Below are 21,753 nucleotides of genomic sequence, written 5' to 3'. Positions count from 1 at the left end.
CGTATCTGATATACTTTGTTCATCATTAAAATTCCTAAGGAGGAACGATATTTATGGCATTAATTAAAGTTACTGATTCAGACTTTAACGAACAAGTTCAAAATGGTGTTAAATTAGTAGATTTCTGGGCAACTTGGTGTGGACCTTGTAAAATGATCGCACCTGTATTAGAAGAATTAGCTCAAGATTTCGACGGTAAAGCTGACATCTTAAAATTAGATGTTGACGAAAATCCTAACACTGCAGCTAAATTCGAAGTAATGAGTATCCCAACTCTAATCGTTTTCAAAGATGGAGAACCTGTTGATAAAGTTGTAGGTTTCCAACCTAAAGAAAACTTAGCTGAAGTATTAAACAAACACCTATAATTTTAAAATAATGCCGAGTTTCGGCGATTATGGTTGAAACTTCACGTTAAATATCGAATCAATCATTACAAAAATGCGAGACCAGAATATAGTGTTCTGGTCTTTTTCATATGGAAATTTAAGGCGTTGGTTAAGCAAGCCAGTCGCTCGTATAAGCTGGTATTTGTTATAATAGTAAATTGAATTTCATAGTAAATCTATCAAACTTTAGGAGAAGGGAGGTTAATCGTTGGAAGATTATAAAGAAAAGATTAAACAGAAACTATCAGTGGTTCCGTTTGAACCTGGCTGTTATTTAATGAAAGACCGCAACGATCAAGTCATTTATGTCGGGAAAGCTAAACGTCTGCGTAATCGATTACGTTCTTATTTCACAGGTGCGCACGATGCGAAGACGACACGTTTAGTAGGAGAAATCCGTAATTTTGAATTTATCGTTACAGATAGTGAAACGGAATCGTTATTGTTAGAGCTGAATTTAATTAAACAATATCAACCTCGTTACAATATCTTGTTGAAAGATGATAAGAGCTATCCTTTCATTAAAATTACGAGAGAAAAATATCCACGTTTGTTGGTTACAAGAACTGTTAAAAAAGGGACAGGTAAATACTTTGGTCCTTATCCAAACGCATATTCAGCAGTAGAAACGAAAAAATTGTTAGACCGTATTTATCCATTCCGTAAATGTGATAAAATGCCGGATAAATTGTGTCTGTATTATCACATCGGTCAATGCTTAGGCCCCTGTGTCTATGAAGTAGATGAACAACAATATGCGCAAATGATTCAAGAAGTGACAGAGTTCTTAAATGGTGAAGATAAAACAATTCTTAAGAACTTAGAAGATCGCATGATGGCAGCGAGTGAACAATTAGACTTTGAACAAGCCAAAGAGTATCGTGATTTGATTCAACATATTCATAACTTGACGAAAAAACAAAACATCATGTCGACAGATAATAAAGCACGTGATGTATTTGGTTATAGTGTGTCGAAAGGTTGGATGTGTGTTCAAGTTTTCTTCGTCAGAAACGGGAATATGATTCAACGTGATACAACAATGATTCCACTTCAACAAACAGAAGAAGAGGAGTTCTATACGTTTATCGGTCAATTCTATCAATTGAATCAACATCTTTTACCGAAAGAAGTGCATGTGCCGAAAAATTTGGATGCTAACATGATTCAATCGGTTGTAGATACAAAAATTGTGCAACCAGTCAGAGGCCAAAAGAAAGATTTAGTTGAGATGGCGAATCATAATGCTGAAATTTCATTAGAAAATAAATTCGAATTGATTGCGAGAGACGAGTCTAGAACAATCAAAGCGATTGAAGAGCTTGGAGAACAAATGGGAATTCAAACGCCGATTCGTATTGAAGCGTTTGATAACTCTAACATTCAAGGTGTTGATGCAGTGTCTGCGATGGTTACTTTTGTTGATGGTAAACCAGATAAAAAAGGATACCGCAAATATAAAATTAAAACGGTTGATGGCCCTGATGATTATAAATCCATGCAAGAAGTGATCCGTAGACGTTATACACGTGTATTGAACGATGGTTTACCGTTACCTGATCTTATTATTGTCGATGGCGGTAAAGGACAGATGTCTGTAGCTATTGATGTACTTGAGAATGAATTGGGATTAGATATTCCTGTCGCAGGCTTACGTAAAAATGATAAGCATAGAACGTCAGAACTGTTGTATGGTGTAAACGCAGAAGTAGTTCCGCTTAAGAAGAACAGTCAAGCGTTCTATTTACTGCAACGAATTCAAGATGAAGTCCACCGTTTTGCGATTACATTCCATAGACAAACAAGACAAAAACATGGTTTGACGTCTGTGTTAGATAATATTGATGGTATCGGACCAAAACGTAAAACGAAGTTGTTAAGAACGTTTGGTTCTGTGAAGAAAATGAAAGCAGCCACGGTTGCGGAGCTTCAAGAAATTGGTTTTCCTAAAAAGATAGCTGAGAATTTACTACAAGAATTAAATAAGGAAGAACAAAAAAGTTAGAAGCGGTATATTCTGAAGTGAAAGCTGAAGGAGGTGCCGCTTTCAGCTTAATTTTAAGTCTATTTGAAGCTGAATTTAAACTAAGATTGAAAAAAATCCATTGATAATAATTCTCATGCCCAAAAGGCTGTAAAAAAATGTTACAATATCGTTAACGAGATTTTATTTTTTTAGGTGCGTTTGTAAACGCTTTCTAAATGAAAACGATTCTCACTTAATGTGTAATTGAATACAATTGCCTCGATTGTAAGGGATTGCAGCGGTCATCGGTTCAGCATATACAGCTAAGATAGGGGTCCATACATAGAGAAAAATGGCGCTGAGCTGCCGTGCTGATTGCAGTGTTTTACAACTCCCAGCAGGGCTGTTCGTTGGTGGTTGAGTCATTTGTATTGATTTTACTTAATTTTGTGAGCATTTGGAGCATTTCAACAAACCTGAAAATGAAATCAATTAATATCATTTGTTTCACAGGGGGGACTTCCTTTTGGGTTATACTAAGAATCAATTTTATTTAAGACGCATACACTCGTTACTAGGGGTTATTCCGATCGGTGCATTCTTATTAGTGCATTTGACAGTTAACCACCAAGCGACTAAAGGAGCAGGAGCTTTCAACCAAGCAGCAGGATTTATGGAATCATTACCATTCTTGTTAGCACTTGAAATCTTCTTAATTTACTTACCAATTCTTTATCATGCGTTATACGGTATTCACATTGCATTCACGGCTAAAGAGAACGTCGGCCATTATTCATGGTTCAGAAACTGGATGTTCTTATTACAACGTATCACAGGTGTTTTAGCGTTTATCTTTATCGCAATCCACTTCTATCAAACAAAAGTGGAAATGTGGTTAGGGCATAAAGAACTAGGATTCAACATGATGCAAGACTACTTAAGCAATCCATTCTGGTTAATCTTCTACCTTGTTTTAACAGTAGCAGTAATTTTCCACTTTGCGAACGGTTTATGGTCATTCCTAGTAACATGGGGTGCCTTACAATCAGCTAAATCACAACGCGTATTTACATGGGTATCATTAGTAGTATTCGTTATTGTTTCTTACATCGGTGTAAGTGCAATCTTAGCGTTCGTATAAGAGCAATAGCATAGCGTAAATAAAGGTTATATTTTCAGGGAGTGACATTTATATGGCAGAGAAAAAAGTTATTGTTGTCGGTGGAGGACTTGCCGGTCTGATGTCAACAATTAAAATAGCAGAACAAGGTGTACATGTTGATTTATTCTCAGTAGTACCCGTAAAACGTTCGCACTCTGTGTGTGCGCAAGGGGGTATTAACGGAGCGGTTAATACAAAAGGTGAAGGCGACTCACCTTGGATCCACTTTGACGATACAGTTTATGGCGGGGACTTCTTAGCGAACCAACCACCAGTTAAAGCAATGGCGGATGCAGCACCGAAAATCATCCACTTATTAGACCGCATGGGTGTAATGTTCAACAGAACACCTGAAGGTTTACTTGACTTCCGTCGTTTCGGCGGTACGTTGCATCACAGAACGGCATATGCTGGTGCAACAACTGGTCAACAGTTATTATATGCATTAGATGAACAAGTTCGTAAGTTCGAAGTAGACGGTCTTGTGACAAAATACGAAGGTTGGGAATTCTTAGGTGTTGTGAAAGACGAAAACAACGCAGCGCGTGGTATCGTCGCACAAAACTTAACAGATGCGAAAATCGATGCATTCCGTTCTGATGCAGTAGTTATGGCAACAGGCGGTCCTGGTATTATCTTCGGTAAAACTACAAACTCAATGATCAATACAGGTTCAGCAGCATCTATCGTGTATCAACAAGGTGCAGTTTATGCGAACGGTGAATTTATCCAAATCCACCCAACAGCGATTCCTGGTGACGACAAATTGCGTTTAATGAGTGAATCAGCACGTGGTGAAGGTGGACGTATTTGGACTTATAAAGACGGTAAACCTTGGTATTTCTTAGAAGAGAAATATCCGGATTACGGTAACTTAGTACCTCGTGACATCGCAACACGTGAAATCTTCGACGTATGTGTGAACCAAAAATTAGGTATCAATGGTGAAAACATGGTATATCTAGATTTATCACACAAAGATCCGCATGAATTAGACGTTAAATTAGGCGGTATCATCGAAATTTATGAAAAATTCACAGGCGATGACCCACGTAAAGTACCAATGAAAATCTTCCCAGCAGTTCACTATTCAATGGGTGGATTATACGTAGACTATGATCAAATGACTACAATTGACGGTTTATTCGCAGCAGGTGAATGTGACTTCTCACAACACGGCGGTAACCGTTTAGGTGCAAACTCATTATTATCAGCGATTTACGGCGGTACAGTAGCTGGACCGAACGCTGTAAAATATATCGACACTGTTGAACATTCATATACTGAATTAGACGACAGTCTTTACCAAGACTTAATCGATAAAGAACAAAAACGTTTTGACGATTTATTAAACATGAGAGGGACAGAAAATGCCTTCAAACTTCACCGTGAACTTGGTGAAATCATGACGAAAAACGTAACAGTTGTTCGTGATAACAAACGTTTACTAGAAACAGATGAAAAAATTCTTGAGTTGATGAGACGTTATCAAGATATTGACATGGAAGATACACAAACTTGGAGTAACCAAGCTGTATTCTTCACACGCCAATTATGGAATATGTTAGTACTTGCTCGTGTGATTACAATCGGTGCATATAACCGTAATGAATCACGTGGTGCACACTACAAACCAGAATTCCCTGATCGTAACGACGAAGAGTGGTTAAAAACAACAAAAGCGTTTTACGAAGGTATCGATAATCCACCAAGATTCGAATACGAAGATGTGGATATCAGCTTAATTCCACCACGTAAACGTGACTACTCATCTAAATCAAAATCTAGTAAAGAAGATTCAAGTAAGGAAGAAGGGAGCAAATCATAATGGCAGAAGAAGTTAAAGATGAAGCGGTTCAACAACCAGCTCAAAATAGCTCTAAAACTGTAACTTTAATCATTAAGCGACAAGATACTGCGGACTCACAGCCATATGAAGAAAAATTTGAAATTCCTTATCGTGAGAATTTAAACGTGATTGCTTGTTTGATGGAAATCAGACGTAATCCGTATAATACAAAAGGGGAAAAAGTTGCGCCGGTAACATGGGACATGAACTGTTTAGAGGAAGTATGCGGTGCTTGTTCAATGGTTATCAATGGTCATGCACGTCAAGCATGTTCAGCGATTGTAGATCAATTAGAACAACCTATCCGTTTAGAACCAATGAGCACATTCCCAATCGTACGTGACTTACAAGTTGATCGTTCTCGTATGTTCGATAACTTAAAACGTATGAAAGCATGGGTACCGATTGACGGTACGTATGACTTAGGTCCTGGACCACGTATGCCTGAGAAAAAACGTCAAACAGCGTATGAATTATCTAAATGTATGACATGCGGTGTGTGTTTAGAAGTTTGTCCTAACGTAACAAGTAAAAACGAATTCGTAGGGGCGCAAGCAATTTCACAAGTACGTTTATTCAACTTGCATCCAACAGGTTCAATGACTAAAGACGAACGCTTAGACGCTTTAATGGGCGGCGGCGGACTTCAAGAATGCGGTAACTCACAAAACTGTGTGAATGCTTGTCCTAAAGGTATTCCTTTAACAACTTCAATCGCAGCGTTGAACAGAGAAACTTCATTCTACATGTTCAAATCATTCTTTGGTTCTGACCACCAAGTACAATAATTTGATAATAAATCAAGAGGCAGGAGTGCGACTCCTTGCCTCTTTTTTAGTGGAAGAAAGGAAGTCGGAGATGAAAATCAGAACAGAACAATCAAATGATGAACAAGCTATAGAACGATTGATTCAAGCAGCTTTTGAAACCGTTGAGATGAGTGATCAGACGGAACATCTATTAGTCCAACGTTTAAGAAAAAGTACCGCTTATGTACCTGAACTCTCTTTGGTCGCTCTATCAGAACAAGAGGAGATTATCGGTCATATTATGATGTCTAAGATTACTATTGGGTTTGAAACGCCGTCATTAGCGCTTGCACCATTAAGTGTAGCGCCGAATTATCAAAGACAAGGCGTAGGAACGAAGTTGGTTGAAACAGCATTAGAAACCGCAAGACAACTAGGTTATCAATCAGTTGTAGTTTTAGGTGACCCAACTTATTATCAGAAGTTCGGGTTTGAACTGGCTGCGGCTTATCATATTTTTGGACCAATGAAAGAGATGGAACCTTATTTAATGATTTTGGAATTGAAGGAAAATGTGCTAATGAATATGAGTGGAGAGGTACATTATTCTGAAGCTTTTAATCTTTAAAGCGTTTTCGTCTACATTTTGTCTCGTGAAACCAAATAACCATTCATGCAATCTAATTCAGGGTTATGATAAAATATAGTCTAAGAATGCTTTAGTGTGAGGATGAAAAAGACATGAATAAACCCATCGGAGTAATTGACTCAGGAGTCGGCGGCCTCACTGTAGCCAAAGAAATAATACGTCAGCTGCCAAATGAAACGATCTATTATCTTGGTGATAGTGCCAGATGTCCATATGGACCAAGAGATGGCAAGCAAGTATGTGATTTCACGGTACAGCTTGCGAATAAATTAATGGAATATGATATTAAAATGCTGGTTATCGCATGTAATACCGCAACGGCTGTCGCATTAGATACGTTGAAAGCCTTATTACCGATTCCGGTAATTGGTGTAATTGAACCTGGTTCACGTACTGCGATTATGACGACACAAAATAATAAAGTAATGGTGTTGGGTACTGAAGGGACAATTAAATCAGAAGCTTATACAAAACATATACAAGCGATTAATCCGCATGTTGAAGTCACAGGAGTTGCATGTCCGGATTTTGTACCTTTAGTGGAACAAATGCGTTATCATGATCCCGTCGCAACAAATATTGTGATTCATCAGACGTTAAAACAATATAGAAATAATGATGATGATACGGTAATTTTAGGATGTACGCATTATCCGTTACTCTTCCAACCGATTTATGATTATTTCGGTGGTAATAAAACTGTGATATCATCTGGTTTAGAAACAGCACGTGAGGTCAGTGCGTTATTGACGTTCAGTCATGAACATGCGCATTATACCCCACATCCGAAACATCGCTTCTTTGCGACAGGGGATACAAAACATATCCAATACATCATTGGACAATGGTTAAAAATAGATAATGTTGAAGTAACACATGTGAAAGTGGATTAATATTGAGGTGAAGGACATGGAAGATTTAGTAATTGCGACAAACAACAAAGGAAAAATCAACGACTTTAAAGTCATCTTTCCTGAATACAATGTGATTGGTATCAGTGAATTAATTTCAGACTTTGATGTCGAAGAAACAGGGACAACATTTGAAGAAAATGCAAAATTAAAATCTGAGGCAGCAGCTAAAGCGTTAGGCAAACGTGTCATCGCAGACGACAGTGGCTTAACAGTGGATGCGCTAAATGGGGAACCTGGTATTTATTCAGCGCGTTATGCTGGAGAAGATAAAGATGATAATGCGAATATTGAAAAGTTATTAGAGAAATTAAAAGGTAACAGCCGCCACCGTACGGCAGAATTCGTTTGTGTCATCAGCATGAGTGCACCAGGCGAAGAAACTGTGACATTTGAAGGCACAGTCAGCGGTGTAATTACAATGGAAAAATTAGGTGAACATGGTTTCGGTTATGATCCGATATTCTATGTACCAAGAATGCATAAAACAATGGCACAATTAACGGATCAAGAAAAAGGTGAAATCAGCCATAGACGTCAAGCAATTGATAAATTAAAAGCTTATTTAAAGGGTGATCAAATTTGAGACGTTGGATTATTGTAAGTGACAACCACACAGAGTCTGGTATTTTATTTGAAGTGGTGAACCACTATGACCAAGTTGATGTTGCGTTGCATTTAGGTGATTCAGAGTTCCAATATGATGATACAGAATTAAGTTTATACCATCGCGTTAAAGGTAACTGTGATTTCTATCCGGAGTTTCCAAATGAAAATGTCATCAGTGATGAAGGCTTGCGTGCTTTCTATACACATGGACATTTATACAGAGTGAATACGACACGTCAACTTCTAGCTGAAAAAGCTAAAGAAGAAAATTGTCAGTTAGCCTTTTATGGACATACACATATTGCTCGTTATGAAGAAATAGAAGGGGTACATGTGATTAATCCAGGCAGTATTTCACAATCAAGAAGTATGATGGAAGAAACTTATGCTGAACTTTTAGTAGATAGTCAAAATGTCACATTGAATTTCAGAAATAGAAATCATGACATTATTGAAACAGTTGAATTTAAAGTAAACGGTTAAAATTGAAAAATAACTAAAAATAATGATGCTGAAGGGTGAAAATTTACATCCTTCAGCATCTTTTTTATTAGATTTGTTTGACTGCGAAATAATTATTTTCATCATCCGCAAAGTTGAAGACTCTGCCTTGAGGCATGTCGACTAAATCACCGACTGTGATGTCTTTGTCTTGATAATCTTGATAGAGTTGTTCAATATCATCTGTCGCAAACATTAAAGAAGGTGTTTCTGTACTAATACCTAAATCTAATGATTGTATCTTTTGTTTGTTGTGGAGGACAATGGCTGTTTGTGCGTCACTTGATGGTCGCAGTACAATAGTACGCATACCATGTTGTTCTGTATCGGATGAAACAGTGAAACCTAATTTTTCTGTCCAAAAAGCTTTGGCTGTTTCTTGGTCATTCACATATAACATGACTTCGTCTAAACGTTGAATCATTTTAACACCTCGAGTTTCTTTTTTTAACTTATCATCATATCCCCGCTTATTTGTTGTTTGAAACTACAAATAAAAGGTATGATTAGAATGCAGTACATTAAATAAAAAGGGGATTGATTATGACTCAATTATATCCATATTTAGCGTTTAACAATACTAAAGAGGCATTAAAATATTATGAAGAGGTTTTTGGCGCAACTGATATTCAACGTTTAGCTGTTGATCCATCACAAGCTGAAAACTTTGGTGTGAGTGAAGAAGAAGCGGACAATAAAACAATGCATTCTGAATTTACAATTGCAGGTGTGACATTATACGCATCTGATGCGTTCGGTAAAGATGTTCAAATCAACGAAGGTATTTCTTTATTAATTGATTATGATATTAATGATGAAGCGGATGCAAAACGTGTAGAAGCTTTATATGACAAAGTAAAAGATGATGAATCTGTACATGTAGATATGCCACTAGCAGAACAATTCTGGGGCGGTAAAATGGGTTCATTTACAGATAAATATAATGTACGTTGGATGTTGCACGGACAAGATCATTCAAAACAATAAAAGAAAATAATAGATAAAAGCTGAAATAAGCATCCATGTCTTAATAAAACCGACATGGATGCTTATTTTTGTTAAAGGTATGATAATTACCAGAAAAAGTTTTTGAGAATAAAATAACCAATCACACTGATAACAATTATCCACAAGATGATAATCAAAACACCCGCATACCAATTGTGTGAAAGGATATTTTTATTGAGTTCTGATGCTTTTCGACGATTATCTTGAAGAATAGGTTCAGGTATTAATTTTAAGCACAAGGCAATACCTAATGGCACAATAATAATATCATCTAGATAACCTAAAACAGGGATGAAATCAGGAATCAAATCAATCGGACTTAATGCATAAGCAACGATACAGACTGCAAGTATTTTAACGGTCATTGGTGTGCGTTGATCCTTCGATGATAAATAGAGTACTAGCAGTTCTTGGTTCATTTTAGCGACAAATGATTTCAAAGCAGGTAAGAAATTGATATTCATAAATGTAGTCTCTCTTTATTGTTTTAGTTTATTTAGCTTCAAAGCAAGTTGACCTGTTACTATCGCATCGGTTAAAGCATCTTCAGGTTCATAGTTTTCTAAGTTAAAGTATGTCTTTAAAGTGTCGAATTTATGATTAGGTGTATCTTTCACTAACTTTCTCGCAAGAGGGAGTGTATCTAGCACAGTATATTCAGGCATATCTATATTAAAGTCGTCGAAATAACGTAATAGGAATTTCATAGAGAAAGTTGCCGCATGCGCTACGATTTGTTTATCTCCAATAAATGTACGAATGGCTTCTATATCTTCTTTTTCAATAAAATCTTTGTCTTCTAAGAACTCATTCGTAACACCTGTCATTTGTATCACTTTTCTTGTTAATAAGCGTGTAGGTCGAAAGTATTTCATATATTGGTTTATCATTTGACCATTTTTAAATTCGACGAGTGCGATTTGAAAAGCATCATGAAAATCAGAACTTAAACCGGTTGTTTCAATTTTGAGTGTGACAAAGTGGTCCGCAAGTGTTTGTGATTTTATATAATGAATCGGCAATCTTTTGCGTTGTTTTAATTCAGCTTCTAATTCTTTAATATACTTTTCTTTAAGTCTTAATTTCATGACAAGTAATTCATTTTCTGTTTTTAAACGTTTCAATTCTTCTTCTTGATCCACATCGCCACCTCCATCAGTTAAAGTGTATAACTATTTTACAATAAAATAGTAGGAGGGTGCTTAGATTAAGGTCGTGAGGAAAGTAATCCATAAATTCGAACACAAAAAAGAGAAGACCTTATTAGATCTTCTCACTAAAACAATATGGTGAATGTTTGGCATTATATTAGATACCAAAGAGTTTACTTACAATGCTAGCACCGTTTGTGATGATGTCTACGATGTTTTTACCTAATTCTAAGTTTTGACCGTTTTGAGCTGCTTCAATTGTAGCTTGGATTGCGTTGAATAAACCTTCCATGATTGTCACCTCAATATTTGTATTGTTTAAGGTTAAGTGGAATACCAACCTTTGATATCTCTACTATACAATCATCTTTTATCTAATTGGGCTAAATTCCTTAACTCACAATGTTCTATGCATACCCGTGGTATATCTGGCAGATTCTTGACACTTAGGCATTCCTAACTGTTCTCTACTTGAGAAAAGTGATATACTTGTCATGATAAGTGCAATACATCTTCTAAAGTGAAAAATCATAACAGAAATTATTATGAATGGTATTGATTTAAATACTTTAATTAGATATAATAATTCTTGTGTTAAAAAATTATGTCCTGGTAGCTCAGCTGGATAGAGCAATGGCCTTCTAAGCCATCGGTCGGGGGTTCGAATCCCTCCCAGGACGTCGCTTAAAGCCTGTAACCCTTGTGGTTATGGGTTTTTTCTTATTTATCAGCAATTTTTTTAAGTAATTCTATGATTTCATCATTTTGTTTGATTATCTTGTCTCTTTGCGCGATGTGTATAAAATTTTGCTTTTGTTGAGACATGTAGTAGTTAAATTGTGCTTGTTTCTCTATATTGAAAGTGAATTGTCCCATTACATGATAGAAGTTATCGAAATTAGCGAAAATTTGTTGGAACTTAAATGCTTCTATTGTTGTTTCGGTTGGATTAGGTATACCTTGTGTTCTAAAGAAATCAATCAATTTATCATGTTGTATTTGTTCTGGTGTCTTTTCCTCACCTAAAATTCCTCTTTCTTGAAAGATATGTTCCAAGTCTTGATAAAACTTTTCTTTATTAAATTTAAAGATTTCCTTGTAAAGCTTTATAAAGTGGCGCTTATCTTCAATACTCAATTCTTTCCATTGTTTTTTCTGTTTTTTATCAAGTTCTGCAAGAATGCTTCCTTCAATGAAGCTTTCTCGAAATCCTAATTGTTCCATCTTAATACCTCCTAATTGATATGAGTATATTTTAAAAAAAGATGCACCAACTAAGGTACATCTTTTTAATAGATCGAATTTATCTCACTGGTATTTTTTTATAGTACTTATCATCAGAGAATTTTGTGTTTGTTCTGATACGTTTGTTGATGACTTCTTCTTGTTCGTATTCACTTAAAGTACTCATATAAGGTTTTGGTGGTTGTTCACCAAACTTCTCAATGTATGACTGATACGCGCGTTTTAAACGTGGATTCATTGAATTCAACTCCCTTTAAACATTAATACATCTCTTATAATGTATTTACCCTTAATCCATTGATTATAGTCTAAGGGTAATTTAAATACATGCGAACTTAATTATACGCCAGCTAATAACGATAGGCAAATGAGCTATTGGGGTGAGAGCTTCACTATAGGGCGTCCTTTTATATAAATAATGTCTCCTTTATCGAGTGAAACAGACTTGGTGAAGTTCTTTTTTAAGATTTCATTATATTTAGGACCATCTTTTTTGTTGCTTGTGACGATAAAGTTCCCGCTGTTATCTGATTTGATTTTATACTTACCAGGTTTAACATCGGTACCGACGATATAAGTACCAGGTGTGAGACTTGTGCGCATCTTATGTTTTTCTGGTGCGACGATATATTCAGTGTGATTTGCTTTTTCTTTTTCATTCAATACGAGCGTGTGGCCTTCGACAAGATACGTTGTAAATGAAGAGGGGCCAGAAGTTTTTGAAAGGAATTGACTCTCTGCTTCCTTATCAAAAGGGTTTTTCATTGTGATAATTCCAGACGACGATTTGCCGGTAGGAGTAATACGGTAATATCCAGGCTCAATGTCTTGGCCTACTTTTAATGCTTCAGCTTTTGATTTGATCGTTTTGCCTGAAGCGGTTGTAGGTTTAAAATCGACCGGGAAATAGTCATGTTCATATTCGTATCCTTTAGATTTTATCTCATCACGAGAATAGTGGTGTTCTGTATCTTGATTTTGACTTGTGTCTTGTTTTGGTTGAGGTGCAGGTTTTGGTTTATCTCTTTTGTCTAAGAAGGACAGTTTATCTTTGAAAGAAAACTTTGTATTGATGTTTTTGTAGAGTGATTGATCCGTGAAAATACCCACAAAACAAATGAGACCTAACAATAAAGAACTCAATGTAATAGTCAATTTGAATTTGTATCGAGCTTGTTTACCTAAAGCGTTTAATGTAAAGAATAAAAAGATAATAAAGACAAGAGTGAATAGCAGCCATAAAGTTAAAAAGGTAGTCGCGGTGAAGGTCATATTTTTATCCTCCCATACCCAAATAGATGATTGATGTTTGTTTATATTCTTTAGTATATCTAACAAAATATAGTTTCACAATTAAATGTTAGATGGGTTAATTGCTTAAATCTTGTAAGAGACGTATAGTGCTATTGCAAGATATTATAAATTCAACTACCATGAGGAATAATGGGGGTGAAACAATGAAGTATGAAACGATACTGTTAGATTTTGATGATACGATTGTGGACTTTCATGATGCAGAAGACCAAGCATTCTTTCATTTAGCCAAAGAATATCAACTTGATCCAACATATCAAAATTTAGCGTTATTTAAAGAAGTGAATCAAGCGCATTGGGAAGCGTTTCAAGAGAATAAGTTAACAAAAGAAGAAGTACTGACTGAGCGTTTTATTAATTATTTTGATCGTTTTGGGATGCAGGTAAATGGACATGAAGCGGATGTGATGTTCCGCGATGGTCTTGCGACAGCACCGGTAAAGTATTTTCCCGATACTTTAGATGCCATTCAATATATGGCAGATCATGCGAAGCTTTATATCGTGACGAATGGTGTTGAAGATACGCAATTACGCAGACTGACCCAAACACCGCTTGAATCGATGATTAATGATATTTTTATTTCAGAAGTGACAGGTTTCCAAAAACCGATGCCGGAATTCTTTGATTATGTATTTGACCGTATAGATGCGGATCGTGAACGTACATTGATTATCGGTGATTCGCTAACATCTGATATCCAAGGTGGTATTAATGCAGGTGTTGCGACATGCTGGTTTAACTATAGAGGTAAAGAAAATACAACGCAGATTCAGCCAGACTATGAAATTAAAAATTTAAATGAAATCAAATCAATTTTATAATAGAAATACGGCCTTGCATCACCACATGCAAGACCGTATTTTTATGTTTTAATAGTGATTTTTATTAAATGCCAAGGTTGTTTGTGTATCTTAGTGGCCTGGTTCCCAAATCAATACATCATAACCTTCTGGGTTCTTTGCTTCGACATCTTTGAAACCATGTCTGATAAAGAAATCTTTAGATTGGTTTCTTGCGATAGCTTTAATTGGTAAGTGTTTTTCTTTCGCAAAGTTTACTAATTCTGTGCCCAGTCCTCTTGATTGATAATTAGGTAATACTTCTAGTTTCCATAATACTAAGTAATGATCGTAGTCAGGGAAGTATTGTTCTTCAACTTCGCCATTTTCATATAACGCCATTCTCGCTGCAATTTTCTCCCCGACAAAAATGCCGTAAAATGGTGATTCTGAACTTGCGTCAATCATTTCACCCGCAAATTCATCAATAAAGGCGAGGTTAGGATTACTTGTTTCTCTAAAGTTCTCAAACAATTCATCCGTCTTATAGTTAATATCTAAGTGTTTTATGTTGCCCATTTTATTTCTCCCCCTTTTGTTTTCTTAAGTATATTATATATTAAATAGCGCTTACACGCATTGAATACGATAAGCCGTTAAATTGTGTTATATAGAAATAGACATTATACTATGATTGAGAAAACACAGTAGTTAAGGAGAAAAGTGTATGGATTGTTTAACCGCAAATATCAATGAGAATGATCAGTTTCTGACAAAGTTAAAATCAAGCGATTCAGTGCTTAATTCATTTTACCAATATGATGCGATGTCTCCTGAAAGCTTTAAAGAAGCTTTAAACAAGCCAAGCAACGGCAGGGAGAAAGCATTAGCTTCTATTATTGGTGAATATATGTCAGATTTAGATTTATCTGATCAACAAAGAGAGAGTATTGATAAATTAAGTCGAGGAGCTAAAGTAGTCATCGGTGGACAACAAGCAGGGTTGTTCGGGGGACCGCTGTATACTTTTCATAAAATATTATCGATTGTTAATTTAAGTCTTCAAGTAGAAGATGAATATCAAAAAGAAGTAGTGCCGGTCTTTTGGATAGCCGGAGAGGACCACGACTTCGATGAAGTGAATCACACGTATGTCTTTAATCCAAAAAAAGCGATGTTGCAGAAGGTAAAGTATCATACTATGACACCGCCTGAAAGTAACGTTTCACGCTATACGCCTGATAAGGAAGCACTAATTGAAGCATTAGATCAATTTATGGGGCAGCTTCAAGAAACAGAACATACGAAAGTACTGCATGAGACAATGTTGTCTCTAATTCAAAAATATGAAACGTGGACGGATATTTTCAAAGCGTTATTACACACAGTCTTCAAAGATTACGGTGTACTATTCATTGATGCGCAAGATCCGAAATTGCGTCAGCTTGAACAACCGATATTAAAAGAAATGTTGAAACAACATGAAGCGGTAGATAATGCCTTTAGACAACAACAAGCACGTACAGTAGAAGCAGGGTTCAGTCAGATGATTCAAACTGACACGAATGTGCATCTATTCTTACATGAAGAAGACATGCGTCAATTATTGACTTTTGAAGATGGTAAGTTCTATACAAGTAAGTCTCAAACTGGGTATACAGAAGCGGAATTGCTTGAAATCTTAGAACAAGAACCTGAACGTTTTTCAAACAACGTGGTGACACGACCGATTATGGAAGAGTGGTTGTTCAATACGCTCAGCTTTATCGGCGGTCCAAGTGAAATTAAATACTGGGCAGAATTAAAAGGTGCATTTGATGTCTTAGATGTAGACATGCCGATTGTCTTGCCACGTATGAAAATAACTTATTTAACACCACGCGTTGAAAAACTATTGAATCGCTATGAAATTAATACTGAAGATGTGATTACCAATGGTATTGATGATGAGAAAGATAAGTTTATCAGAGCGCATGCATCTGATAATTTCCTAGAACAATTAGACGCGCTTCAAGAGAATCAGCAAGAAGTCTATAAGCAGTTATTAGCTGAAGTAAAAGATAATGAAGATAATAAGAATTTAGTGATTAAAAATAATCAAATTCATCATACACAGTATGATTATCTCAGAAAACGTTATTTCCATAATATCGAGAGGGAAAATGCGATCAGCATGAAACATTTTAGAGAAATTAACGATGCCCTCCACCCAATGGGAGGTCTTCAAGAAAGAATCTGGAATGCGTTACAAATTATGAATGATTTTGGGATGGATGTGTTCAGTCCCTCCACCTATCTACCACTTCGTTACACTTTAAATCAAATTATTATCAAACCTTAGGGAATCAAGGGTTTAGCCCGTGCTCGCAGTCTTGAGCACGGGCTATTTTTATGCTAAAAATGAATTTTTTTCGATATGTTCACATAAATAGTGGAGGATAGTGGTGAGTTGTGGTAAATTATAAATAAGGTGAGGTGATATAAATGTTCATGGGTGAGTACGAACACCAATTAGACGCAAAAGGACGCATGATTGTACCATCTAAATTCAGATACGAATTGAATGAACGTTTTATTATTACCAGAGGCCTTGATAAATGTTTGTTCGGTTACACTATGGAAGAATGGCAGAATATTGAGGAGAAAATGAAGTCATTACCGATGACAAAACGAGACGCACGTAAGTTTATGCGTATGTTCTTCTCAGGTGCTGTTGAAGTGGAACTTGATAAACAAGGGCGTATTAATATCCCTAAAAATTTAAGGGAGTACGCTAATTTAACTAAAGAATGTACAGTGATCGGTGTTTCTAGCCGCATCGAAATTTGGGACAGATCTACATGGAACGCTTTCTATGAAGAATCTGAAGACAGTTTCGAAGATATCGCTGAAGATTTGATAGACTTTGATTTTTAAATGGAGGAATGAAAGTGTTTCATCACGTAAGTGTCATGTTAAAAGAAACCATTGACGAATTAAATATAAAAGAAGATGGTGTGTATGTAGACTGTACACTTGGTGGAGCAGGCCATGCCCTTTATTTATTAAATCAACTCAATGACAAAGGACATTTGATTGCGATAGACCAAGATATGACAGCAATTGAAAATGCGAAAGAGGTCTTAAAGGACCACTTAGATCGTGTCACTTTTGTGCACAGTAATTTCAGAGAAATCAATCAAATCCTTAATGATTTGAACATTGACAAAGTAGACGGCATTTATTATGACTTAGGCGTTTCAAGCCCACAGTTAGACGTGCCGGAGCGAGGATTCAGTTATCACCAAGATGCTAGATTAGATATGCGTATGGACCAGACACAACCTTTATCAGCTTATGAAGTTGTGAATGACTGGCCTTATGAAAGTTTAGTCAGAATCTTCTATCGTTATGGTGAAGAGAAATTCTCTAAACAGATTGCCAGAAGAATTGAAAAAACAAGAGAACATGAACCCATTGAAACAACTTTACAGCTGGTTGACGTTATTAAAGAAGGTATTCCTGCTAAAGCAAGACGTAAAGGCGGGCATCCTGCGAAGCGTGTCTTCCAAGCTATCAGAATTGCTGTAAATGATGAATTGAAAGCTTTCGAGGACTCATTAGAGCAAGCAATTGAAAGAGTCAAAGTACACGGACGCATTTCAGTGATTACTTTCCATTCGTTGGAAGACCGTTTATGCAAACAAATCTTCCAAGAATATGAAAAAGGCCCTGAAGTTCCCCGTGGTTTACCTATTATTCCAGAGGAATATACACCGAAACTAAAACGTGTTAACCGCAAACCGATTACAGCAACCGATGATGATTTAGCAGAAAATAACCGCGCTCGCAGTGCGAAATTGCGTGTAGCAGAGATTTTAAAATGATAGGAGAGTGACAAACTGCTATGGCTGTAGAAAGAATCTATGAACCTTATACCGAACAATATGAACCCGCCAGACAAAACCCAGAAGTCAATCCATCGCCGACTAAGAAAGTTAAGCGCAAGGTTGTCGTACAACTCACTAAATTTGAGAAGGTATTATACATATCTTTAGTCGCAGTGATTGCAATGATCAGTATTTATATACTTTCATTAAAAATGGATGCTTATGATACTAAGGGTAAAATTGCTGATTTAGATTATAAAATCGAACAACAATCAAGTCAGAACAGCGCATTAAAATCAGAAATCAAAAAGAACTCTTCTTATGAACGCATTTACGATAAAGCTCAAAAACAAGGCATGAGCTTAAAGAACGATAATGTAAAGGTAGTGCGTAATAATGCCGAAGCGAAAAATTAAAATTAAAAAAAATAAAATAGGGGCAGTCCTCCTCGTCAGCTTGTTCGGACTGCTCTTTTTTCTATTGGTTTTAAGGTATGCCTTTGTCATGTTGACAGGGCATTCTTCAGGACAAAACTTAGTGATGAAAGCCAATGAAAAATATTTAGTTCAAACACAACAACAACCAGAACGAGGAAAGATTTACGACCGTAATGGCAAAGTCCTCGCAGAAGACGTTGAACGCTTTAAACTGACAGCAGTTGTCAGTAAGAAAGCTGATGAAGGTTCAGATAAGCCACGTCATGTGGTTGATAAGAAAGAAACGGCTAAGAAGCTCGCAACTGTCATCGATATGGAACCTAAAGAAATTGAAAAAATGTTAGATAACAAAAAAGCGTTCCAAGTTGAGTTCGGCCGTAAGGGCAGCAATTTAACGTATCAACAAAAAGACAAAATCGAAAAAATGAAATTGCCCGGTGTTGCGTTATATCCTGAAACAGAACGTTTCTATCCTAATGGAAACTTTGCTTCTCACTTAATTGGAATGGCACAAAAGAATCCAGATAATGGAGAATTAAAAGGTGCCATGGGTGTTGAAAAAATCTTCGACAGCTATTTATCCGGTAAGCGTGGGATGTTATCTTATGTACATGATATTTGGGGCTATATCGCACCAAATTCTAAACAAGAAGTAGCACCGCAACGTGGAGATGATGTGCATTTAACGATTGACTCCAACATCCAAGTCTTTGTAGAGGAAGCCTTGAATAAGTTAGATGATCGTTTCGCACCAAAAGATGCCTTTGCGGTAGTTATGGATGCACATACAGGTGAAATCTTAGCCTTCAGTCAACGTCCGACATTCAACCCTGAAACAGGAAAAGACTTCGGTAAGAAGTGGGCGAATGACCTATATCAAAATACGTATGAACCGGGTTCTACCTTCAAGACGTATGGTTTAGCCGCAGCGATTCAAGAAGGTAAGTTCAAACCAGATAAGGAATATAAATCAGGTCATCGAGATATCATGGGTTCTGAAATCTCTGACTGGAACAATACAGGTTGGGGTAAAATTCCAATGAGTCTTGGTTTCACTTATTCATCCAACACCTTGATGATGCAGCTTCAAGATATGGTTGGATCTGACAAGATGAAATCATGGTATGAGAAATTCGGCTTCGGTAAACCAACAGGCGGTATGTTCGATGGTGAAGCAGCGGGCGGTATTGCCTGGGATAATGAATTACAACAAAAAACAACAGCATTCGGACAATCTACAACAGTCACTCCTATCCAAATGCTGCAAGCACAAACTGCATTCTTTAATAAAGGGAATATGGTTAAACCTTGGTTCGTAAGTAGTATAGACAATCCGGTTAAAAACGATACACTATATAAAGGTGAGAAAGAATTTGCAGGCAAACCAATTACGGAAGATACCGCGAACAAAGTGAAAAAAGAATTGGACTTAGTTGTTAACAGCAAGAAAAGTCATGCGCAAAACTTCAGAGTCAAAGGGTATCGTATTGGTGGTAAAACAGGTACTGCCCAAGTAGCTGACTCTGAAAACGGCGGTTACGTTAAAGGTCCTTATCCATACTTCTCAAGCTTTATCGGACATGCGCCAAGCAAAAATCCTGAAATTATTGTTTATGCTGGGATGAGCTTAGCTCAGAAAAATAAACAAGAAGCTTATGAAATGAATGTCAGCTCGGCATTTAATCCAATTATGGAAAATACATTGAAGTATTTAAATGTCGGTAAAGATAATGAAAAAGCAACTAAAGATTCATTCGGCAAAGTGCCAAATGTTTCAGGCGAGACTGTGGATCAAGCTGAAGAAGCTGTGAAAAATAAAGACTTGAAACCAGTAGTCATCGGTGAAGGCGATACGGTTGCACAGCAATTACCGCAAGCTGATGAAAAGACATTACTGCACAGTAAAGTCTTTATGAAAACAGATGGTGACATGACAATGCCTGATATGAAAGATTGGAGTAAAGATGATGTCTTAGCTTTCGAATCATTAACAGGAATTCGTGTTAAAATGAAAGGTAATGGCTTTGTTTCTGAACAATCTATCAGCCCGAATACATCGTTGAAAGATAAAAAAGAAGTAGAAGTGAAATTGTCCGCACCACAAGCAGATTAGCATCAAGAGGTGATGGATACGTTTGATATCCATCCCTCATCTTACATATAAAATTAAATTAAGATACACAAGGAGAACAATATGGTTTATGTTTTAGCAATTGTCGCATTTTTAGTTACAGCAGTATTAGTGCCCATACTGATTCCAACATTAAAAAGGATGAAGTTTGGACAGAGTATCCGTGAAGAAGGCCCGAAAAGCCACATGAAGAAAACAGGTACACCGACGATGGGTGGATTAACGTTCTTAATCAGTATTATCGTCGCAACATTAATTGCGATTATCTTCTCAGATAATCCGAATCCGTTTATTCTATTGTTATTTGTGACAGTCGGTTTTGGTTTGATCGGCTTTATCGATGACTACATCATTGTCGTGAAGAAGAATAACCAAGGATTAACAAGTAAGCAAAAATTCTTAGCACAAATTGCGATTGCGGTTATCTTCTTTATCTTGAGTGATACATTTAACATGATTCATTTTGCGACAGGCATTCACATTCCGTTTACAACAGTACAAATTCCGCTTTCTGTCGTTTATGTTGTCTTCATTGTCTTCTGGCAAGTCGGCTTCTCTAACGCGGTCAACTTAACAGATGGTTTAGATGGTTTAGCGACAGGTTTATCTATCATTGCATTTTCTATGTATGCGATTATGAGCTTTATGCTTGGTAATCATGCAGTAGGTACATTCTGTATTATTATGGTCTTCGCATTGCTTGGTTTCTTATTCTATAACGTCAACCCAGCAAAAGTATTCATGGGAGACACAGGCAGCTTAGCTTTAGGTGGTATCATCGCAACTGTATCAATTATGTTAAACGCGGAAATTTCATTATTGTTCATCGGATTTGTATTTGTTGCTGAAACATTATCAGTTATTTTACAAGTCGCTTCATTCAAATTGACAGGCAAACGTATATTCAAGATGAGTCCGTTACATCATCACTTTGAATTATGCGGCTGGAATGAATGGAAAGTTGTGACAGTATTTTGGATTACAGGACTCATCACAGGCTTGATAGGTTTATGGATTGGAGTGCATTAATC

Annotated in this window: 25 protein-coding genes and 1 tRNA gene; 18 read left to right on the top strand and 8 right to left on the bottom strand. The window is 36.5% G+C overall.

Annotation, left to right across the window (positions count from 1 at the left end):
- Positions 1-53 precede the first annotated feature (53 nt).
- The 9 genes from trxA to KRR19_RS00670 all read left to right on the top strand — a co-directional run bounded on the left by trxA (position 54) and on the right by KRR19_RS00670 (position 8,767).
- The gene (gene trxA, locus KRR19_RS00710; RefSeq protein WP_002480567.1) at positions 54-368 is read left to right on the top strand and encodes a thioredoxin; all 315 of its coding nucleotides are present in this window, start codon (positions 54-56) and stop codon (positions 366-368) included.
- A gap of 229 nt (positions 369-597) precedes the next feature.
- Positions 598-2,394, top strand: coding sequence for an excinuclease ABC subunit UvrC (gene uvrC, locus KRR19_RS00705; RefSeq protein ID WP_216733394.1), 1,797 nt, complete (start codon positions 598-600; stop codon positions 2,392-2,394).
- A gap of 487 nt (positions 2,395-2,881) precedes the next feature.
- Positions 2,882-3,496: a succinate dehydrogenase cytochrome b558 subunit gene (locus tag KRR19_RS00700; RefSeq protein WP_002480569.1), complete on the top strand. Its 615-nt coding sequence runs from the start codon at positions 2,882-2,884 to the stop codon at positions 3,494-3,496.
- Positions 3,497-3,548: 52 nt separating this feature from the next.
- On the top strand, positions 3,549-5,345 hold the full coding sequence (sdhA, locus tag KRR19_RS00695) for a succinate dehydrogenase flavoprotein subunit (protein ID WP_023015921.1): 1,797 nt from the start codon (positions 3,549-3,551) through the stop codon (positions 5,343-5,345).
- Positions 5,345-6,154: a succinate dehydrogenase iron-sulfur subunit gene (sdhB, locus tag KRR19_RS00690; RefSeq protein ID WP_002480571.1), complete on the top strand. Its 810-nt coding sequence runs from the start codon at positions 5,345-5,347 to the stop codon at positions 6,152-6,154. Before sdhA ends, sdhB begins: the two co-directional genes overlap by 1 nt.
- Before the next feature lie 70 nt (positions 6,155-6,224).
- The gene (locus KRR19_RS00685; protein WP_156666866.1) at positions 6,225-6,743 is read left to right on the top strand and encodes a GNAT family N-acetyltransferase; all 519 of its coding nucleotides are present in this window, start codon (positions 6,225-6,227) and stop codon (positions 6,741-6,743) included.
- 113 nt (positions 6,744-6,856) lie between these two features.
- Positions 6,857-7,657 (top strand): glutamate racemase, encoded by an 801-nt coding sequence (gene racE, locus KRR19_RS00680; protein WP_156666865.1) that lies wholly within the window; start codon positions 6,857-6,859, stop codon positions 7,655-7,657.
- A gap of 16 nt (positions 7,658-7,673) precedes the next feature.
- Positions 7,674-8,261: an XTP/dITP diphosphatase gene (locus KRR19_RS00675; RefSeq protein WP_002480574.1), complete on the top strand. Its 588-nt coding sequence runs from the start codon at positions 7,674-7,676 to the stop codon at positions 8,259-8,261.
- The gene (locus KRR19_RS00670) at positions 8,258-8,767 is read left to right on the top strand and encodes a YfcE family phosphodiesterase (protein ID WP_002480575.1); all 510 of its coding nucleotides are present in this window, start codon (positions 8,258-8,260) and stop codon (positions 8,765-8,767) included. Before KRR19_RS00675 ends, KRR19_RS00670 begins: the two co-directional genes overlap by 4 nt.
- 67 nt (positions 8,768-8,834) lie before the next feature.
- On the opposite strand, the gene KRR19_RS00665 is transcribed toward KRR19_RS00670, so the two are convergent.
- The gene (locus KRR19_RS00665; RefSeq protein WP_023015784.1) at positions 8,835-9,209 is read right to left on the bottom strand and encodes a VOC family protein; all 375 of its coding nucleotides are present in this window, start codon (positions 9,207-9,209) and stop codon (positions 8,835-8,837) included.
- Between the two features lie 119 nt (positions 9,210-9,328).
- Here KRR19_RS00665 and KRR19_RS00660 point away from each other — a divergent pair, with 119 nt between their 5' ends.
- Positions 9,329-9,772 (top strand): VOC family protein, encoded by a 444-nt coding sequence (locus KRR19_RS00660; protein WP_023015783.1) that lies wholly within the window; start codon positions 9,329-9,331, stop codon positions 9,770-9,772.
- Between the two features lie 86 nt (positions 9,773-9,858).
- On the opposite strand, the gene KRR19_RS00655 is transcribed toward KRR19_RS00660, so the two are convergent.
- The 3 genes from KRR19_RS00655 to KRR19_RS00645 form a co-directional block, all read right to left on the bottom strand.
- The gene (locus tag KRR19_RS00655; RefSeq protein WP_156666864.1) at positions 9,859-10,257 is read right to left on the bottom strand and encodes a YkvA family protein; all 399 of its coding nucleotides are present in this window, start codon (positions 10,255-10,257) and stop codon (positions 9,859-9,861) included.
- Between the two features lie 15 nt (positions 10,258-10,272).
- Entirely contained in the window at positions 10,273-10,935 is a 663-nt protein-coding gene (locus tag KRR19_RS00650) for a 3'-5' exonuclease (protein WP_070626671.1), read from the bottom strand.
- Between the two features lie 166 nt (positions 10,936-11,101).
- Positions 11,102-11,236: a beta-class phenol-soluble modulin gene (locus tag KRR19_RS00645; RefSeq protein ID WP_002480580.1), complete on the bottom strand. Its 135-nt coding sequence runs from the start codon at positions 11,234-11,236 to the stop codon at positions 11,102-11,104.
- Positions 11,237-11,550: 314 nt separating this feature from the next.
- Here KRR19_RS00645 and KRR19_RS00640 point away from each other — a divergent pair.
- Positions 11,551-11,624 (top strand) — tRNA-Arg (locus KRR19_RS00640).
- A gap of 40 nt (positions 11,625-11,664) precedes the next feature.
- Here KRR19_RS00640 and KRR19_RS12160 read toward each other — a convergent pair.
- The 3 genes from KRR19_RS12160 to KRR19_RS00625 form a co-directional block, all read right to left on the bottom strand.
- Complete coding sequence (locus tag KRR19_RS12160) at positions 11,665-12,168, bottom strand: hypothetical protein (protein WP_023015780.1); 504 nt, start codon at positions 12,166-12,168, stop codon at positions 11,665-11,667.
- A gap of 79 nt (positions 12,169-12,247) precedes the next feature.
- Positions 12,248-12,427 (bottom strand): hypothetical protein, encoded by a 180-nt coding sequence (locus tag KRR19_RS00630; RefSeq protein WP_156666862.1) that lies wholly within the window; start codon positions 12,425-12,427, stop codon positions 12,248-12,250.
- Between the two features lie 134 nt (positions 12,428-12,561).
- Positions 12,562-13,461 (bottom strand): hypothetical protein, encoded by a 900-nt coding sequence (locus KRR19_RS00625; protein WP_156666861.1) that lies wholly within the window; start codon positions 13,459-13,461, stop codon positions 12,562-12,564.
- 185 nt (positions 13,462-13,646) lie between these two features.
- Between KRR19_RS00625 and KRR19_RS00620 the strand changes: the two genes are divergently transcribed.
- Positions 13,647-14,327, top strand: coding sequence for a YjjG family noncanonical pyrimidine nucleotidase (locus KRR19_RS00620; protein ID WP_002480585.1), 681 nt, complete (start codon positions 13,647-13,649; stop codon positions 14,325-14,327).
- 90 nt (positions 14,328-14,417) lie between these two features.
- Here the strand turns inward: KRR19_RS00620 and KRR19_RS00615 are convergent, their stop codons facing one another.
- On the bottom strand, positions 14,418-14,864 hold the full coding sequence (locus KRR19_RS00615) for an N-acetyltransferase (protein WP_002480586.1): 447 nt from the start codon (positions 14,862-14,864) through the stop codon (positions 14,418-14,420).
- A gap of 148 nt (positions 14,865-15,012) precedes the next feature.
- Between KRR19_RS00615 and bshC the strand changes: the two genes are divergently transcribed.
- The 6 genes from bshC (at position 15,013) to mraY (ending at position 21,751) form a co-directional block, all read left to right on the top strand.
- Positions 15,013-16,626, top strand: a complete 1,614-nt coding sequence (gene bshC / locus KRR19_RS00610) for a bacillithiol biosynthesis cysteine-adding enzyme BshC (protein ID WP_216733393.1) — start codon at positions 15,013-15,015, stop codon at positions 16,624-16,626.
- Positions 16,627-16,769: 143 nt separating this feature from the next.
- Positions 16,770-17,201, top strand: coding sequence for a division/cell wall cluster transcriptional repressor MraZ (mraZ, locus tag KRR19_RS00605; RefSeq protein WP_002480588.1), 432 nt, complete (start codon positions 16,770-16,772; stop codon positions 17,199-17,201).
- Between the two features lie 14 nt (positions 17,202-17,215).
- Positions 17,216-18,151, top strand: a complete 936-nt coding sequence (gene rsmH / locus KRR19_RS00600) for a 16S rRNA (cytosine(1402)-N(4))-methyltransferase RsmH (RefSeq protein ID WP_156666859.1) — start codon at positions 17,216-17,218, stop codon at positions 18,149-18,151.
- Positions 18,152-18,171: 20 nt separating this feature from the next.
- Positions 18,172-18,570 (top strand): cell division protein FtsL, encoded by a 399-nt coding sequence (gene ftsL / locus KRR19_RS00595; protein WP_002480590.1) that lies wholly within the window; start codon positions 18,172-18,174, stop codon positions 18,568-18,570.
- Positions 18,551-20,704, top strand: a complete 2,154-nt coding sequence (locus KRR19_RS00590) for a penicillin-binding protein (protein WP_105966800.1) — start codon at positions 18,551-18,553, stop codon at positions 20,702-20,704. Before ftsL ends, KRR19_RS00590 begins: the two co-directional genes overlap by 20 nt.
- Positions 20,705-20,785: 81 nt before the next feature.
- Positions 20,786-21,751 carry a phospho-N-acetylmuramoyl-pentapeptide-transferase gene (gene mraY / locus KRR19_RS00585; RefSeq protein ID WP_057510997.1) on the top strand — a complete coding sequence of 322 codons (966 nt, stop codon included), beginning with the start codon at positions 20,786-20,788 and terminating at the stop codon, positions 21,749-21,751.
- The last annotated feature ends 2 nt before the right edge of the window (positions 21,752-21,753 follow it).

This window comes from Staphylococcus sp. CWZ226 (assembly GCF_018986355.1).
Classification (GTDB): Bacteria; Bacillota; Bacilli; order Staphylococcales; family Staphylococcaceae; genus Staphylococcus; species Staphylococcus simulans.
The sequence above is the reverse complement of the archived record's forward strand: the minus strand, read 5'-3'. Positions and strand labels throughout refer to the sequence as shown.